Raw genomic sequence first — 15,340 nt, 5'->3', positions numbered from 1 at the left:
ATGACCCTAGAGCATGTGCATGATCTTGTTATTCATGGTGGCGATGGAATCTTCAGTAAACAACAGTAGCAGATCGCACTGCACGGCATAACCCTGGATCCGGTAGTTGATCTCGATGGCCAGGGTGCGGCGCCAGCGGCTCTGGTTGGTCTGGATCAGGTCCTGGATGGACCTGTGTTGACCCAGCACCACCGGGTGCCCCTGGCTGAAGGGGGTGTCTAGCTGATTGGCGTAACCGCGCAGGAAGGCGCCGATCAGCACGTTGGCGGTATCCATCAGCAGTTCCAGCTCGGCATTGTGATCGAGTGCCCCCTGATGGTTCATCAGGCGGGCCAGATCCTGGAAGCTGGCATCATGGAACAGGAGCAGGGCCTCCCCGGCAATGCCGGCACCGATGAAACCCTGGCAGACGGCAGAGAGGGTATCCGACTCGGCGGCGGCCGAGAGGGCCATGTGCAGTTCGGAGACCTCCAGCACGTTGACGTTCGGGATGGGCAGCACCACGAAGGCGTCGAGCAGCTGGGCCAGCAGGTTGGCGGCCTGGCCCATGGCAACGTTGGCCAGCTCCTGATAGACATCCCTGAGCTCCGGTGTGAACGAGATGGCCGGGGCGCTGACAGGGGGGGCGGATGGCGTGACCGCCACCGCGGGAGCCGTACCCGGCTGCCACAGGCCGTGGCGTTGCAGGAGTGCTTGCAGCATCTCGGGGGAGGCGGGTTTCTTGATGAAATCCAGGGCGCCGAGCGCCATGACGCGCTGATGGGCTTCCGGCTGGATATCGCCGGAGACCACGATCACCTTGTTGCGCAGCCCCTCTTGCTTGAGGGTTTCCAGCACGCCGTAACCGTCCATCTCCGGCATGGTGAGATCCAGAAAGACCAGATCCCCATGGCCCATCAGGATCTGCTCCACCCCTTCCAGGCCGTTGGCGGCCTGGTGCAGGGTCACTGACCAGGGGGTGGGCAGGGCGCGCATCAGTTGCTTGCGGGCAAAACCCGAGTCATCACATATCAATACATTCATGGTGTTGGCCAGTCCGTGCGAGGTGCATCGGGTAAAGGTCGCAGTATCAGAGGTCAGATGCAATGGGCAGGGGCATGGCCGGCAAGAATTGATCGTCCCGTTGATGGCTGCGATAGCGTACCGAGTACTTTTCAACGAACTCGGCGAACATCTTGACCCGCAGCGGGGTGAACTGGGGCTGGCACTGCAGCATGTAGAAGGGGCGCCGATCCGATCGCCAGTTTGGCAGCACGGCCACCAGCTGTTCATCCTGCAGGAAGGGATGAACATAGTGCAGGGGGGCGTTGACGATGCCGAGGTGACGCCGGGCCGCTCGCACGGCAGCCTGGGTCTGGTTGACACTCAGGCGCGGGGGGCGTTTGACCTGCACCATCTGCTCGTCCCGATCGATCAGCTGCCAGTGACGGTGTGGCCAGCAGTGGATGAGGTCGTGCTCTTCCAGCTGCGCCGGGTGCGCCGGGTTGCCCATCTTCTCCAGATAGAGGGGAGAGGCGAACAAGCCGTACTCGATGTGGCCGAGGCAGAGGGCATTGGGCAGGGACTGGGGCAGCTCGCCATTGAAGAACACCAGATCCCTGTCTTGATCGCACAGGGGGGAGTGATCATTGGTCTGGCTGATGTCGAACTGCACCCCGGGATAGCGCAGGCCGAAGTCCGCCAGCATGTCGACCAGGATGGTGTTGGAGAGGGCGATGGGGGCCGTGAGGCGAATGAGGCCGCGGATGTCGCGATCCTGACCCTGGATCTCCCCCGTCGCCTGTTCAATCTCGGCGAGGGGAGTGCAGAGGCGCTCGTAATAGCGCAGGCCTTCGTCGGTGAGGCGCAGCTTGCGGGTGGATCTGTGCAGCAGGCTGCAGCCAAGCTGCTCCTCCAGCTGAGAAATTCGTCGACTGATGGTGCCGGTCGGCATGCCCAGCGCGGCTGCGGCGTGGGAGAAACCGCCCTCTTGCACCACCTTGACGAACAGATAGAACTCTTCGATGTACTTCATAAGCGGCTTAGGGGGTGTTTGTAACAAGCCAGAGACCTTATGAAGAGTCATCTGGCTTGGCAAGCGCAATCCGGCATTTAATTGATCTGGATTAGATTCGATTCCCGGCGATATTCATTCAACAGGCGGACAAAATCCGCGGGCGCCCGATCCAGGCTGTTGTCCGGGACCAGCAGATCATACCCCAGCAAGTCCCGCAGTCTCGTCATACGGTTGCCGAGCATGGCGATCACCCCCTCGTAACGCTGACCGGAGGGGGAACGAAAGCGGCTCTCTTCCAGCAACTCTCCCCCCAGCAGGCCACTGCCACAACCGCCGCCAAGGCAGCCTGGCTGCTCGCTCTGCATCGCCTGCAACAGCACGGCGCGTTGCTCGGTCAGCAGGCGGACCGCCAGCCGGGGTGTGATCAACGTCAAAAAATCGTCGTAATCCTTAATCTTCAGACCGATATAGGGGAGGGGCACCAAATCCCAGCCCAAATGGATACGCGGCTGGTCAATTCGTTGAATATTTCTCCATTTCAGGATCCAGCCCCCGTGCTTGTGGTGATATTGCAAACAATCCTGACACAGGGAGAGACTAAAATGAGGCTCATTGAGCTTGAGGGCTCCGACGAATACTGTCATCAGTCCTGCGAGGAGCACCGAGATGGCCGGGATTAATAGTTGTTCGCGAAACAAAAAAAGTATAAAAATCATGGCTATGGTTATGACTACACCCAACAATATCAATGTGAGTCCGTTTCTTCTGACCATAGGGTTCACATGTAGCGTTTTCATATAAAACCGGCCTTATCTTGCCCATGCATGTTTCCAGATTATGAGCCGGATCTGATTTTGTACCAGCACGTTGGCGTCGTTCAGGGATGGCCGTGACTGGTGTTGCTATGAGCTCTCAGCATGAATCACCACCAAAGATGAATACGCTAGACGAACGCCTACTCACTGCCATGGATGCACTCCATACCCCTGTCTGGGTCTATGACATCCAGCGTCATCATATCTACTGGGCCAATGGCTCGGCGCTGGGGGTATGGGAGGCGAGTTCCCTCATTGAACTGCAATCCCGCGACTTCTCGGCCGACATGGCCGCCGCCATTGATCTGCTGTTGCAGCGTTATCTTGGCGACTTCCAGCAAGGGCGCAGCTACAGCGAGTGGTGGACCATCTCTCCGCGCGGGGTCAAGAAACAGGTCTATCTGCGCCTCTCCGGGGTCGAGATCGCCGGGCGCCTGATGATGATGACGGAGGCGGTGATCGACGCCGACACCCTCTATCAGGAGTCCTCCCTCGCCACCGGCGACACCCTGGCCTGTCTGTTTGACAACCAGGGGCGATTTGAAAGTGGCAACCACCACTTCGAACTCTGCTTCGGCCTCCAGGTTCGCCAGCTGATGCAGGTGTTCTCCGGGGTGGACGAGGCCTTTTTGCGCCGGCTCTCCCGCCTCGACGAGGTGGTGGCCGAGGGGGAGTGCCGGACCCTGAAGGGGATGCGCTGGTTTCAGTACCAGTTTCGTCACATCCAGCAAGGGGCCAGGATACTGCTCACCATGCGGGACATCACGGACCGCAAGCTCGAGGAGCTGGAACACCGCCACCTGGCCTGGCACGACTCCCTCACCGGCCTGCTCAACCGCTATGGCCTGATGAAATCCCTCGAGGCCTATTGCGGCATCGGGGGGCGCTTCGCCCTGGTGTTCATGGACTTGGACAACTTCAAACTGGTCAATGACAACTACGGCCACAAGGCGGGGGATCGCCTGCTGGAGCGGGTGGCCGGGCGGCTCAAGCAGATCTGCCCGCGGGACGTGGAGCTGGCGCGCCTCGGCGGGGACGAGTTCACCGCCCTGGTGCCCCTCAATCAGGCGAGCGAGCGGGCCCAGGAGGTGGCGGATCTCATGCTCTCCCAGATGAGCAAGCCGCTGCAGTTGAGCGGGCTCCCCGAGGTCACCATAGGGGGCAGCATCGGCATCGCCATCTACCCGGACGACGCCGATGACGGCGACAACCTCATCACCCGTGCCGACATGGCCATGTATCAGGCCAAGCAGATGGGACGCCTGCGCTGGCAGCGTTTCACCCCCAGCATGCAGCAGAGCCTGCATCGCAAGCTGACCTTGAAGCAGTTTCTGGCCAAGGCGGTGGGCCGCCAGGAGCTGAGCCTGCGCTATCAGCCCCAGGTGGATGTGGCCCAGGGCCGACTCATCGGCTTCGAGGCCCTGCTGCGCTGGTACAACCCCGTGCTGGGGCACGTCTCCCCGGGGGAGTTCATCCCGCTGGCGGAGGAGATGGGGCTCATTCGCGAGATAGGGAGCTGGGTGCTCTCCACGGCCTTGGCCCAGATGGGGGAGTGGCAGCGGCAATGGCAGGTACGGGTGCCGGTGTCGGTCAATCTCTCCGGCTTCCAGCTGTCGGCGAATCTGCCGGGGCTGGTGGCCCAGCAGCTCGCGGCATTCGAAGTCGATCCCGGTCTGCTGACCCTGGAGCTGACCGAAACCGTGCTGATGCTGGATATGAAGGGGTGCATCGACATCCTCGACGCCTTGAGCGGGCAGGGGATCAAGATAGCCATCGACGACTTTGGCACCGGTTACTCGTCGCTCGCCTACCTCAACCGGCTGCCCATCGACACCATCAAGCTGGATCGCTCCTTCGTGGTGGGGCTCAACCTGCCGGTGATCCGGGCCACGGTCGCCATGGCGACCAGCCTGGGGCTCGGGATCCTGGCCGAAGGGGTGGAGGACGAGCACGAGCTGGCGGCCCTGCGCGCCCAGGGTTGCCACATCTTCCAGGGATTCCTGTTCAGCACTCCCATGACCGCGGCCGAGGTCGAGGAGGCGGGTTTCGTCATCCAGTGCAAGAGCGGCGCCTATCCGCTGGTAAACGGCTAAAATCTCGGCAGTGGAATGTGCGGCATGTCGCGTTTTTATGGCGTGACATGCCAAATTAAACAAAATTAATCGAATATATGACTCGTATCATGGGTTTTATTGGACGTTATCGCTAGTATGCAGCCTCATTTCCTGGTCATGGAGTATCACCATAATGAGTCAAGCTGCAGTCAACAAGGGCCCCGCCAGCCCACCCAGCGGCTGGTTGAATCGCTTTCTGAACGGGGTGGAGAAGGCGGGCAACAAGCTGCCAGACCCCGCCATGCTGTTTCTCTATGCACTGCTGATCGTCTGGGTCGGTTCCTGGCTCCTCTCCCAATTCTCGTTTGATCTGGTCAATCCCCGCACCGGCGAGGCCGTGGTGGTCAACAACCTGCTGACCGGCGCAGGCCTTGCCGAGTTTCTCGCCAGCATGGTGACCACGTTCACCAGTTTTGCGCCGCTTGGCATCGTGCTGGTGGCCATGCTGGGGGTGGGCGTCGCCGAGCAGTCCGGTTTCATCAACACCGGTCTCAAGAAGCTGCTCAAGGTCACGCCGGCGCGCTTTCTGACTCCCATGCTGATCCTGGTGGCCATCGTCAGCCACACGGCGGCGGATGCGGGTTACGTGCTGGTCATTCCCATCGGGGGCATCATCTTCCACGCCGCCGGCCGTCACCCGCTGGCGGGGATCGCCGCCGCCTTTGCCGGGGTCTCCGGCGGCTTTGCCGCCAACTTCCTGCCCTCCGGTGGTGATGCCCTGCTGCAGGGGTTCACCCAGTCGTCTGCCCAGCTGCTCGATCCGGAGTACATGGTCAACACCCTGTGCAACATCTTCTTCACCGGCGCCTCCTCCTTGCTGATCATCTGTGTGGGCTGGTTCGTCACCGAGCGCATCGTCGAGCCGCGCCTCAAGCACATTCCCCTCAACGAGGAGCTGGAAAGCGCCGACGAGATGGGCCGCTACAGTGACCGGGAGAGCCGGGCCTTCAACTGGGCCGGGTTTGCCATGCTGGCGGCCATCGTGCTGCTGGGACTGGCCCTGTCGCCGAGCGATTCCCCCATGCGGGCGGCGGATGGTTCGCTCACCACCTTCGCGGCGCCGGTGATGAAATCCATCGTGCCGCTCATCTTCCTGCTGTTCATTCTGCCGGGTATCGTCTACGGCTTCGTGGCGGGCAGCTTCAAGAGCGGCAAGGACGTGATCGACGCCATGTCCGCCACCATGAACAAGATGGGCTCCTACATGGTGATGGCCTTCTTCTGCGCCCTCTTCATCAAGGCGTTCGGGGATTCCAACCTCGGCACCCTGCTGGCGCTCTCCGGCGCCGAGGTGCTGCACGCCCTGGCCCTGCCGGGGGAAGTGACCATAGTCGGCATCATCCTGCTCACCGCCACCGTCAATCTGGTGGTGGGGTCGGCGTCGGCCAAGTGGGCGCTGATCAGCCCCATCTTGGTGCCCATGCTGATGGCGGTGGGGATCTCCCCCGAACTGACCCAGGCCGCCTATCGGGTAGGGGATTCCGCCTCCAACATCATCACCCCGCTGATGGTCTTCTTCCCGCTGGTGGTGGTCTATTGCCAGCAGTATGTGAAGAGCACCGGCATCGGCACTCTGGTCTCCATGATGCTGCCATACTCCCTGGCCTTCCTGGTGAGCTGGAGCATCTTCCTGCTGCTCTACTGGGGGATGGGCTTCCCGCTGGGGTTGCAGGCCCCGTATGTGTATCCTGCCCCTTGAGGGTGACGGGGGGCCTTGGGCCCCTCGTTTTTTTTGGGTAAAGTGAGGCCTTCATCTGGAGGCACCATGAACCCGACCATCGATCTCATCCTTTCCCATCGCTCCATTCGCCAATTCACCGCCGATCCCATCGATGCCGCCCAGCTCGATCAGATCCTGAGTGCCGCCCAGTCGGCCGCCAGTTCCAGCTTCCTGCAGGCCAACAGCATCATCCGGGTGACCGACAAGGAGCTGCGAGCCACCCTGGCGGAACTCGCCGGTCATCAGGCCTATGTGGCGGAGGCGGCGGAGTTTCTGCTGTTTTGTGCCGACTACCAGCGTCACAGCCAGATAGTGCCACAGGCCCAGATCGGCTTTGTGGAGCAGCTGCTGATCGGCGCCATCGACGGCGCCCTGATGGCCCAGAACGCCCTCTTGGCGGCCCAGTCACTGGGGCTCGGCGGCGTTTACATCGGCGGCATTCGCAACAATCCGGCGGCGGTGAGCGAGGCGCTCTCGCTGCCTCATCAGGTGATCCCCCTGTTTGGCCTCTGTCTGGGTCACCCCGCCCAGCAGCCTGAGCAGAAACCGCGTCTGCCCCGCGCCCTGGTGGTGCACGAGAACCGCTACCCAGCTGCGCTCGATCGCGAACTGCTGGCCCAATACGACGATCAGATCCAGGCCTACTACCAGGCCCGCAGCAGCAACAACAAACAGCAGACATGGAGTGGCCAGATCAAGGCCATTCTCGGCAAGGAGGCGCGCCCCTTCATGCTGGGCTTCCTGCAATCACGAGGCTTTTGTCTCAAGTAATGGGCGAGGCGGGCGATATGAGTGAGGGACCGAGGCTGCGCACCACCCCTCGCGGGGCCGCTTGCCATTGTTGTGAGCCTGGCTGGCAATGGGCGCTACCCTGTGAGGGGTAAGCTGTTGTAGGATCAGGCAATTGGATTGGGACAGGAGTTTGGACACCCTATGATTTTAACCTTGATATTGCTGTCTATCGGCGCGCTCCTGTTTCTGGTCATCGCCTATAACGTGGTGCAGCAATACAAACAGAAGGCCGAGGCCGACAAGCGCCAGGCCATCGCTCGCCACAAAGCGGTGGCGGACGAAACCGAAGAGATGCTGCTGAACGTCAACCTGGTGCCCTTCTCCAAGAACATGGTGCTGCTGTTGCAGCACAGGATCCTGGATGCCTATCGCGCCATCGCCCAGGTCTCGCCCACCGGCCAGATCAAGCAGCGGGTGCAGGATGTGCAGATCCAGATCAAGAATGTGCAGGAGCACTACAACAGCCAGGACGAGGCACACTTCAAGACGCCGGAATCCGATCGCCAGGCGATCCAGATGCTGCAGCTGGCCAAGAAGATGCGCGCCGTGCTGCGGGTGGAGCACAACAAGGGCAAGATAGATCCGCAAGGGTACGCCCAGGAGGATCGTCGCCTCGAGCTGCTGCAGCTCAAGGTGAATATCGCCAACCTGGTGAAACGGGCCATGGATGCCCAGATCCAGGGGCAATACGGCACCTGCCGCCAGCTCTACACCAAGGGGCTGAGCGCCCTTGCCAACATCTCCGACAAGGATGCCTACCTGTTCGCCCGGGAAGAAGACATGCGTCAGGGCTTGCTCCAGCTGGAGGAACACCTGCAGCAGCACAGCGAGAAAGAGCTGCAAAACATCAAGGACAAAGAGGCCGATGAGCTGGATGTCCTGTTCCAACCGAAGAAGAAATGGTGATATGCCCCATCCACTGAATACCACCCTGGGGCCGATGGCCCCTTTTGTTGGCCAACTGCTGACCGAATTGCACGCCCTGATGGGAGAGCGGGTGTCACCCAGCGTGGATCATCTCTGCTACCGCGCCGCCACCCTGCCCGAATACCTGAGTCTCAAACGCGAGCTTGCCCAGCAGGGTGTCTTGCTGGTGGAGGGCATGATAGGGGGGCGGCCCATCGCCACCTACCGGCTGCACCAGCCCGTCTGCTGGCAAGGGGTGAGCGTGCCCTGCATCGAGCTGGCCGCCCCCAAGCCGGGCCGCACGCATCAGGCGGGGCTCGAACACATCGAACTGGTGGTCTCTTCCCTGCATGAGCTGGTGGCCGCACACCCCGCTCTGCCGTTCAAGACCGCCAATATCGAGGATGAGCGCAACCCGGATGTGGGGCTGATGCTGCCTTCGGGTCAGGTGAAATTCCACCTGCGCCCCTTGAGCGAGGTGATCGACGAGGAGCTGCTGACCGGCGCCGTGGTGCCGGTACCCATGGACTATTACGGGAAGCTCTGACACTCCGCCGCGTGCCTGCGGCGGTTCAGGATGCCAGAGAGGAGAGGGGGCGTGGGCTGCGCCCCTTGAGATGGCCCAGCCAGAGGCTGAGCACGGCGGTGACGCAGAGCACCAGTTCGATGCCGAGCACCAATCCCGACAACCCCCCCCGTTCCCAGAAGGGGTGCAGATACAGGCCCCCCAGACTGGCCCCCAGATAATACCCCACCAGATAGAGCGACGACGCCAGCGCCCGGTTGTGCTCCACGTGCTGGCCGACCCAGGCGCTGGCACAGGCGTGGGCGAGGAAGAAGCCAAAACTCGAGGCAAGCAGCCCGCCGAGGATGGCAGTCAGGGTGCCAATCAGCAGCACCAGGCTGCCGATGGCCATCAGCAGGATGCCGGCGAGCAACAGGTGCTGTGCCCCCCAGCGACTGGCGCAGCGACCGCTGATGGAAGAGGCGATTGTGCCGGTGAGGTAGGTCAGAAACAGCATCCCGAGCCACTGGGTTGGCAAGGAGAAGGGGGGCTCGGCCATCAGGAAGGTGAGGTAGCTGTATTGGTTGAGGAACACCATGAAGTTGAGCCCGCCGATGAGATAGGCCCCCACCAGCAGCGGATTGCCGAGGTGGCTGGCGATGGCTTGGCGCAATTGGCCGGGGGCGGCGACCACGGCCACGAAGCGGGTCTGGGCGGGCAGCAGCCAGACGACCAGTGGTAGCAAGGCGAGGCTGATGAGGCCGATGCCAAAAAACGTGTGCTGCCAATCCCCGAACCAGCCTGCCAGTAGGCCACCGACCACCCGACCGGCGATGCCGCCGAGGGAGTTGGCGGCAATATAGACGCCGACCGCGGAGAGCAGGGCTCGCTTGCTGAACTCTTCCCCCATGTAGGCGATGGCGGTGGCGGGCAGCCCGGCCAGCAAGACGCCCTGCAGGATGCGTAGGATCACCAGCATGTCGAAGTCGGTCACCAGCGGAATGAGCAAGGAGAGCAGGATGGCGCCGGTCAGTGTCCACAACATGATGCGGCGGCGACCGAAGCGATCCGCGAGCCGGGCGCACAGCAGCAGCGAGGCAGCGAGCCCGGCGGTACAGCCTGCCAGGGTCCAGCCGGCGGAGAGGGAGCTGACGGAGAAGACCTGTGACAGCAGGGGGAGCAGGGGGTGGGTCTGATAAAGATTGAGGAACACCAGGAAGGAGCCCAGGCTCAGGGCCAGGGTGGCGCGTATCCACTCACGGCTGCCGATTTCGATCATATGCGGTTGTCCTGACTGCATTTTTTGCAGAATTATCTGCGATATATCCCGCAGACTAGTGCGCCGCTTGATATAAATATAATATATTTATGTTATCAATCTGATAAATGAAATTGATATGGATCTGAAACAGCTCGGTTATCTGCTGGCGGTACGGGACGCCGGCTCCTTCACCCGGGCCGCCAGCGCACTGCACGTGGCGCAGCCCGCGGTCAGCATGGCCATCGCCAAGCTGGAGAGCCAGCTCGAGCTGCGCCTGTTCGACCGTCAGGATCGCAACGTGCGCCTCACCCCGGAGGGGGAGGTGCTCTGCCGCCATGCCGAGCGCCTGCTGCTGCAGATGCACCAGGCCGAGGCGGAGATGGCGGAGCTCAAGGGGCTGGAGCGGGGGGAGGTGCGCATCGGCATCCCCTACATGATGGGCTCCTACTACTTTCCCCCCATCCTGATGGCGTTCAAGCACCGCTATCCCGGCCTCAAGATCCGGGTGGAGGAGGCGGGAACCCGTGAGCTGCTCAGCCGCATGGTGGATGGCAGCCTGGACTTGGCCATCCTCATCACCAGCGATCTGCCCCCCGGGCTCGAGGGGGCCCAGCTGCTGCACGAAGAGATGCTGATGGTGGTGGGGGAGGAGCATCCCCTGCGCCAGGCGAGAGGCGTGTCGTTGCCACAATTCTTCGCGCAGGAGCTCGCCATGTTCAGGCGCGGCTTCTATCACCGCGAGCACATGGAGGCACTGGCCCAGGGGCTGGGGCTCGAACCCAATATCGCGTTCGAGAGCAACCTCATCCCCTTGCTCAAGGCGGTGGTACGGCAGGGGTTTGCGGTGACCACCTTCCTGCGCATGGCGCTGGACGATGAAACGGCCCTGACCGGCGTCCCCTTCGAGCCGCCCATTTTCCTCGATCTCTGCGTGGCCTGGCGACGGGGGGATCCCCTCTCCATGGCCAATCGGGCACTGAGAGATTTTCTGCTGTCGCAGGCAAGGTAGGCAGCGTGACGTTTTGTAGAATGTGATTTTCACAAATAAAAACGCCTCCCTGTGGGAGGCGTTTTGCAAGGGTCGGCAGAGCAGAAACACTATTTCTTGAACAGGTGATCCAGCTTGTTCGCCTTGGTGGAGAGGTAGAACTCGTTGTGGGGATTGCGCCCCTCCTGCAGGGGAACCCGCTCCGCCACCGGAATGCCGAAGCTCTCCATGGCCTTGAGTTTGCGCGGGTTGTTGGTCATCAGACGCAGGCTCTTGACCTCCAGGGCCTTCAGCATATCGGCGCAGATGGTGTAGTCGCGCATGTCGGCGGCAAAACCCAGCGCCACGTTGGCCTCGACGGTGTCGGCGCCCTGATCCTGCAGATGATAGGCCCGGATCTTGTTGAGCAGGCCGATGCCGCGACCTTCCTGGCGGACATACAAGAGGACGCCGCGACCGGCCTTGGCAATGTTCTGCAGGGCGGCCTGCAGCTGGAAACCACAATCACAGCGCAGGCTGAACAGGGCATCCCCGGTCAGGCACTCGGAATGGATGCGCCCGAGCACGGGCTCACCGTCTGCGATATCCCCCATCACCAGGGCGGCGTGATCCTTGCCGGTGCCGGTTTCCTGAAAGCCAACCAGCGTGAAGGTGCCCCAGGGGGTCGGCAACTTGGATTTGGCCACGAGAGTAATGCTGCTCATAGGGTTGCTCCTGACTACAGCTGCTGAAAAAAGGCGGCCAGTTTAGCGCGCCTCATCCAGAACAACCATAAGAACAAAACCTTGCACAGCACAGTGGCATGCTGGATTGCTCATAATTGGCGCAATCGCGACGAGTTTTGTGCATATCTGCATGTCGACAACTGCCAGCGACCCCGCATTCGGGTATAATCGGCGCCCATTACCCCATCCCGCCAGGGATGCGTGCAAATCATCGACATGCCGCATGCGCAGGAGAAAAATTATGCCTCAGATGGCCCCCGTGATGACAATCGATGGCCCAAGTGGTGCCGGTAAAGGCACCCTGTGTCAGTTGCTGGCGGAGAAGCTGGGCTGGCACCTGCTCGACTCCGGTGCCATCTACCGGGTATTGGCGCTGGCCGCCCTGCATCACGACGTGGAACTCGACGCCGAAGCTGCCTTGGTGCCCCTTGCCGCCAATCTGGACGTGCAGTTCCAGGTCGAGGGTGAACAGGTCAAGGTCGTGCTGGAAGGAGAGGATGTCTCCCGCACCATCCGCTCCCAGGAAGTGAGCGATGCCGCCAGCAAGGTGGCCGTTTTCCCCCGGGTGCGTGAAGCCCTGCTGCGCCGTCAGCGCGCCTTCCGCCAGGGGCCTGGTCTCATCGCCGATGGCCGCGACATGGGCACCGTCGTTTTCCCCGAGGCCGAGGTGAAGATTTTCCTCGACGCCAGTGCCGAAGAGCGGGCCCAGCGCCGCTATAAGCAGTTGCAAGATAAGGGCTTTGATGTTAACTTTGAGCGTCTTTTAACCGAGATTCGGGAACGTGACGACCGCGATAGAAATCGCGCCGCCGCCCCCCTGAAACCCGCGGAAGATGCTCTTGTGGTAGACTCAACGTCTATGACCATAGAGGAGGTGCTGGCAACGGTGCTGACCTATGCAGAGCAACAACTTGGTGATATCAGCACACGCTGATGTCAGTCGTCTGCACCATGGATGGCGCAGATAATTTAAAACAACCCCGCTTGTGCCGGATTGCGAGTGGATGTTTCATTTGTGACATAAACAATGATCGAATCTTTTGCTCAACTCTTTGAAGAGTCCCTGAACGCCGTTGAAACCCGTCAAGGTTCCATCGTCAAGGGTACCGTCGTTGCTATCGAGAACGGTTTTGTACTGGTTGACGCCGGTCTGAAATCCGAGTCTGCCATTCCTGCTGAAGAGTTCAAGAACGCCCTGGGCGAGCTGGAAATCAATGTAGGCGACACCGTTGACGTGGCTCTGGACTCTATCGAAGATGGTTTCGGCGAAACCAAGCTGTCCCGCGAAAAAGCCAAGCGCCACGAAGCCTGGCTGCAGCTTGAGAAGGCTTACGAAGAGCAAGCTACCGTTATCGGTATCATCAACGGCAAGGTCAAGGGTGGTTTCACCGTTGAGCTGAACGGCATCCGTGCCTTCCTGCCGGGTTCTCTGGTTGACGTGCGTCCGATCCGTGACACCGCTCACCTGGAAAACAAAGAACTCGAGTTCAAGGTCATCAAGCTGGACCAGAAGCGCAACAACGTTGTGGTTTCCCGTCGTGCCGTGATCGAAACCGAGAACACCTCCGAGCGCGAAAGCCTGCTGGCCAACCTGCAAGAAGGTCAAGAAGTTAAGGGTATCGTCAAGAACCTGACCGACTACGGTGCATTCGTAGATCTGGGCGGTGTTGACGGCCTGCTGCACATCACCGACATGGCGTGGAAGCGCGTTAAGCATCCTTCCGAAATCGTCAACGTTGGCGACGAGATCGCAGTCAAGGTTCTGAAGTTCGACCGCGAGCGTACCCGTGTATCCCTGGGTCTGAAGCAGCTGGGCGAAGATCCCTGGGTTGCTATCGCCAAGCGTTACCCGGAGACCACCCGTCTGTCTGGCCGCGTGACCAACCTGACCGACTACGGCTGCTTCGTTGAAATCGAAGAAGGCGTTGAAGGCCTGGTACACGTATCCGAGATGGATTGGACCAACAAGAACATCCACCCGTCCAAGGTTGTTAACGTTGGCGACGTGGTTGACGTGATGGTACTGGACATCGACGAAGAACGTCGTCGTATCTCCCTGGGTCTGAAGCAGTGCAAATCCAACCCGTGGCAGCTGTTTGCCGAAACTCACGCCAAGGGCGACCGTGTTTCCGGCAAGATCAAGTCCATCACTGACTTCGGTATCTTCATCGGTCTGGATGGCGGCATCGACGGCCTGGTTCACCTGTCTGACATCTCCTGGAACAACCAGGGCGAAGAAGCCGTGCGTGAATTCAAGAAGGGCGACGAGATCGAAGCCGTTGTTCTGCAAGTGGACCCGGAGCGTGAGCGCATCTCCCTGGGCGTCAAGCAGATCGAAGAAGACCCGTTCAACAAGTACCTGTCTGACAACAAGAAAGGTGCTATCGTGAAGGGCAAGGTTACCGAGGTTGATGCCAAGGGTGCCGTGATCGAACTGGCTGACGGCGTGGAAGGCTACCTGCGTGCCTCCGATGCTGCTCGTGACCGTGTAGAAGACGCGACTCTGGTTCTGTCTGTCGGTGACGAAGTAGAAGCTAAATTCATGGGCGTTGATCGTAAGAATCGCACCGTAAGCCTGTCTGTCCGTGCTAAGGACGAGGCTGACGAGCGTGTTGCTATCGATAGCCTGAACCAACAAGAAGAAGTTGTGTTCAGCAATGCTATGATGGAAGCGTTCAAAGCCGCCAAGGGTGAGTAATCCTTGATGCAAGAGAAGGGCGGCATTGCGCCGCCCTTTTTTATCTTGGCGTAATGAATATTGCATGTGATCGGAGAAGGAGATTTAACCTTATGACCAAATCAGATCTCATCGAACAACTGGCTGCCAGCCGCATGCATATGCCGGCCAAAGATGTCGAAGCCGCCATCAAGGAGATCCTTGAACAGATGGCGTCGACCTTGCAAAACGGCGACCGGATTGAAATCCGTGGATTTGGAAGTTTTTCACTGCACTATCGTGCACCCCGTGTGGGTCGTAACCCCAAGACCGGGGACAAGGTTGAACTGACCGGGAAATATGTCCCGCACTTCAAACCTGGCAAAGAGTTGCGCGAACGCGTCAACATCAACGAATAATGCAGAAAACGGCATACCTGGGTATGCCTTTTTTATTTTTGCGACATGAACAGCATGAATTGTCGGGTTTCTCGCACTCTTTTCCCATTCGCTCTAGAGTCTGCCGGTGATTTTAAGGATAATCAGTTTCTCATTAGCTACAGACAGGGAGCTCCCATGAAGCGTATCTTGGCCCTCATTCCATTGGTGCTGGTGTTTGTCCTGACCCTCGCCATCGGTTCTCAAAACGGTCAGCTGGTGCAGTTCAACTATCTGATAGCCCAAGGGGAGTTCTCGCTCTCCATGTTGCTCGGCTTCTTCTTCGCCGGCGGTTTCCTGCTGGGATGGCTGGTCTTCGGTCTGCTGTTCCTGCGTCTCAAGTTGCAAAATCGCACCCTCAATCGCACCATGCGTCGTCAATCCCGCGAATTGGAAGTAGCCCGGTCGACCGCCAAGGAATAACG

At 60.2% G+C, this 15,340-nt stretch carries 15 protein-coding genes; 10 read left to right on the top strand and 5 right to left on the bottom strand.

All coding sequences use genetic code 11. From position 1 onward, the window contains the following. Positions 1–6 precede the first annotated feature (6 nt). The 3 genes from ACW5W7_RS04635 to ACW5W7_RS04625 all read right to left on the bottom strand — a co-directional run bounded on the left by ACW5W7_RS04635 (position 7) and on the right by ACW5W7_RS04625 (position 2,793). Positions 7–1,023 (bottom strand): response regulator, encoded by a 1,017-nt coding sequence (locus ACW5W7_RS04635; protein ID WP_456500916.1) that lies wholly within the window; start codon positions 1,021–1,023, stop codon positions 7–9. A 46-nt stretch (positions 1,024–1,069) separates the two neighbouring features. Beyond that, the gene (locus ACW5W7_RS04630; RefSeq protein WP_456500915.1) at positions 1,070–2,014 is read right to left on the bottom strand and encodes a LysR family transcriptional regulator; all 945 of its coding nucleotides are present in this window, start codon (positions 2,012–2,014) and stop codon (positions 1,070–1,072) included. A gap of 77 nt (positions 2,015–2,091) precedes the next feature. Further along, positions 2,092–2,793, bottom strand: a complete 702-nt coding sequence (locus ACW5W7_RS04625) for a DUF2982 domain-containing protein (RefSeq protein ID WP_434662655.1) — start codon at positions 2,791–2,793, stop codon at positions 2,092–2,094. Positions 2,794–2,963: 170 nt separating this feature from the next. On the opposite strand from ACW5W7_RS04625, the gene ACW5W7_RS04620 reads away from it, so the two are divergent. From ACW5W7_RS04620 to ACW5W7_RS04600, 5 genes are all read left to right on the top strand, one after another. Continuing rightward, on the top strand, positions 2,964–4,904 hold the full coding sequence (locus tag ACW5W7_RS04620) for an EAL domain-containing protein (RefSeq protein WP_434668466.1): 1,941 nt from the start codon (positions 2,964–2,966) through the stop codon (positions 4,902–4,904). A gap of 154 nt (positions 4,905–5,058) precedes the next feature. Then, positions 5,059–6,624 carry an AbgT family transporter gene (locus ACW5W7_RS04615; RefSeq protein ID WP_456500914.1) on the top strand — a complete coding sequence of 522 codons (1,566 nt, stop codon included), beginning with the start codon at positions 5,059–5,061 and terminating at the stop codon, positions 6,622–6,624. A 66-nt stretch (positions 6,625–6,690) separates the two neighbouring features. Continuing rightward, entirely contained in the window at positions 6,691–7,416 is a 726-nt protein-coding gene (gene nfsA, locus ACW5W7_RS04610) for an oxygen-insensitive NADPH nitroreductase (protein ID WP_456500913.1), read from the top strand. A 162-nt stretch (positions 7,417–7,578) separates the two neighbouring features. Next, complete coding sequence (locus ACW5W7_RS04605; RefSeq protein ID WP_434662649.1) at positions 7,579–8,343, top strand: DNA repair protein; 765 nt, start codon at positions 7,579–7,581, stop codon at positions 8,341–8,343. 1 nt (position 8,344) lies between these two features. After that, complete coding sequence (locus ACW5W7_RS04600) at positions 8,345–8,890, top strand: VOC family protein (RefSeq protein ID WP_456500912.1); 546 nt, start codon at positions 8,345–8,347, stop codon at positions 8,888–8,890. A 25-nt stretch (positions 8,891–8,915) separates the two neighbouring features. Here ACW5W7_RS04600 and ACW5W7_RS04595 read toward each other — a convergent pair whose 3' ends face one another. Then, positions 8,916–10,127, bottom strand: a complete 1,212-nt coding sequence (locus ACW5W7_RS04595; protein WP_456500911.1) for an MFS transporter — start codon at positions 10,125–10,127, stop codon at positions 8,916–8,918. Between the two features lie 118 nt (positions 10,128–10,245). Between ACW5W7_RS04595 and ACW5W7_RS04590 the strand changes: the two genes are divergently transcribed. Then, positions 10,246–11,118, top strand: coding sequence for a LysR family transcriptional regulator (locus tag ACW5W7_RS04590; protein WP_456500910.1), 873 nt, complete (start codon positions 10,246–10,248; stop codon positions 11,116–11,118). Positions 11,119–11,207: 89 nt separating this feature from the next. Here the strand turns inward: ACW5W7_RS04590 and ribA are convergent, their stop codons facing one another. Further along, complete coding sequence (gene ribA, locus ACW5W7_RS04585) at positions 11,208–11,801, bottom strand: GTP cyclohydrolase II (protein WP_349918020.1); 594 nt, start codon at positions 11,799–11,801, stop codon at positions 11,208–11,210. A 262-nt stretch (positions 11,802–12,063) separates the two neighbouring features. Between ribA and cmk the strand changes: the two genes are divergently transcribed. From cmk to ACW5W7_RS04565, 4 genes are all read left to right on the top strand, one after another. Further along, the gene (gene cmk, locus ACW5W7_RS04580) at positions 12,064–12,756 is read left to right on the top strand and encodes a (d)CMP kinase (protein WP_349918018.1); all 693 of its coding nucleotides are present in this window, start codon (positions 12,064–12,066) and stop codon (positions 12,754–12,756) included. Positions 12,757–12,849: 93 nt separating this feature from the next. After that, the gene (rpsA, locus tag ACW5W7_RS04575; RefSeq protein ID WP_005327816.1) at positions 12,850–14,520 is read left to right on the top strand and encodes a 30S ribosomal protein S1; all 1,671 of its coding nucleotides are present in this window, start codon (positions 12,850–12,852) and stop codon (positions 14,518–14,520) included. A 92-nt stretch (positions 14,521–14,612) separates the two neighbouring features. Next, complete coding sequence (gene ihfB, locus ACW5W7_RS04570; protein WP_349918016.1) at positions 14,613–14,897, top strand: integration host factor subunit beta; 285 nt, start codon at positions 14,613–14,615, stop codon at positions 14,895–14,897. A 156-nt stretch (positions 14,898–15,053) separates the two neighbouring features. Next, positions 15,054–15,338, top strand: coding sequence for a LapA family protein (locus ACW5W7_RS04565; RefSeq protein ID WP_349918014.1), 285 nt, complete (start codon positions 15,054–15,056; stop codon positions 15,336–15,338). The last annotated feature ends 2 nt before the right edge of the window (positions 15,339–15,340 follow it).

This window comes from Aeromonas intestinalis, assembly GCF_054052485.1.
The sequence above is the reverse complement of the archived record's forward strand: the minus strand, read 5'-3'. Positions and strand labels throughout refer to the sequence as shown.

What these genes read in the sequence shown, in the direction of transcription:
- ACW5W7_RS04635 (WP_456500916.1), bottom strand. Translation starts at nt 1,023, where the DNA reads ATGAATGTATTGATATGTGATGACTCGGGTTTTGCCCGCAAGCAACTG.
- ACW5W7_RS04630 (WP_456500915.1), bottom strand. Translation starts at nt 2,014, where the DNA reads ATGAAGTACATCGAAGAGTTCTATCTGTTCGTCAAGGTGGTGCAAGAG.
- ACW5W7_RS04625 (WP_434662655.1), bottom strand. Translation starts at nt 2,793, where the DNA reads ATGAAAACGCTACATGTGAACCCTATGGTCAGAAGAAACGGACTCACA.
- ACW5W7_RS04620 (WP_434668466.1), top strand. Translation starts at nt 2,964, where the DNA reads ATGGATGCACTCCATACCCCTGTCTGGGTCTATGACATCCAGCGTCAT.
- ACW5W7_RS04615 (WP_456500914.1), top strand. Translation starts at nt 5,059, where the DNA reads ATGAGTCAAGCTGCAGTCAACAAGGGCCCCGCCAGCCCACCCAGCGGC.
- nfsA (WP_456500913.1), top strand. Translation starts at nt 6,691, where the DNA reads ATGAACCCGACCATCGATCTCATCCTTTCCCATCGCTCCATTCGCCAA.
- ACW5W7_RS04605 (WP_434662649.1), top strand. Translation starts at nt 7,579, where the DNA reads ATGATTTTAACCTTGATATTGCTGTCTATCGGCGCGCTCCTGTTTCTG.
- ACW5W7_RS04600 (WP_456500912.1), top strand. Translation starts at nt 8,345, where the DNA reads ATGCCCCATCCACTGAATACCACCCTGGGGCCGATGGCCCCTTTTGTT.
- ACW5W7_RS04595 (WP_456500911.1), bottom strand. Translation starts at nt 10,127, where the DNA reads ATGATCGAAATCGGCAGCCGTGAGTGGATACGCGCCACCCTGGCCCTG.
- ACW5W7_RS04590 (WP_456500910.1), top strand. Translation starts at nt 10,246, where the DNA reads ATGGATCTGAAACAGCTCGGTTATCTGCTGGCGGTACGGGACGCCGGC.
- ribA (WP_349918020.1), bottom strand. Translation starts at nt 11,801, where the DNA reads ATGAGCAGCATTACTCTCGTGGCCAAATCCAAGTTGCCGACCCCCTGG.
- cmk (WP_349918018.1), top strand. Translation starts at nt 12,064, where the DNA reads ATGCCTCAGATGGCCCCCGTGATGACAATCGATGGCCCAAGTGGTGCC.
- rpsA (WP_005327816.1), top strand. Translation starts at nt 12,850, where the DNA reads ATGATCGAATCTTTTGCTCAACTCTTTGAAGAGTCCCTGAACGCCGTT.
- ihfB (WP_349918016.1), top strand. Translation starts at nt 14,613, where the DNA reads ATGACCAAATCAGATCTCATCGAACAACTGGCTGCCAGCCGCATGCAT.
- ACW5W7_RS04565 (WP_349918014.1), top strand. Translation starts at nt 15,054, where the DNA reads ATGAAGCGTATCTTGGCCCTCATTCCATTGGTGCTGGTGTTTGTCCTG.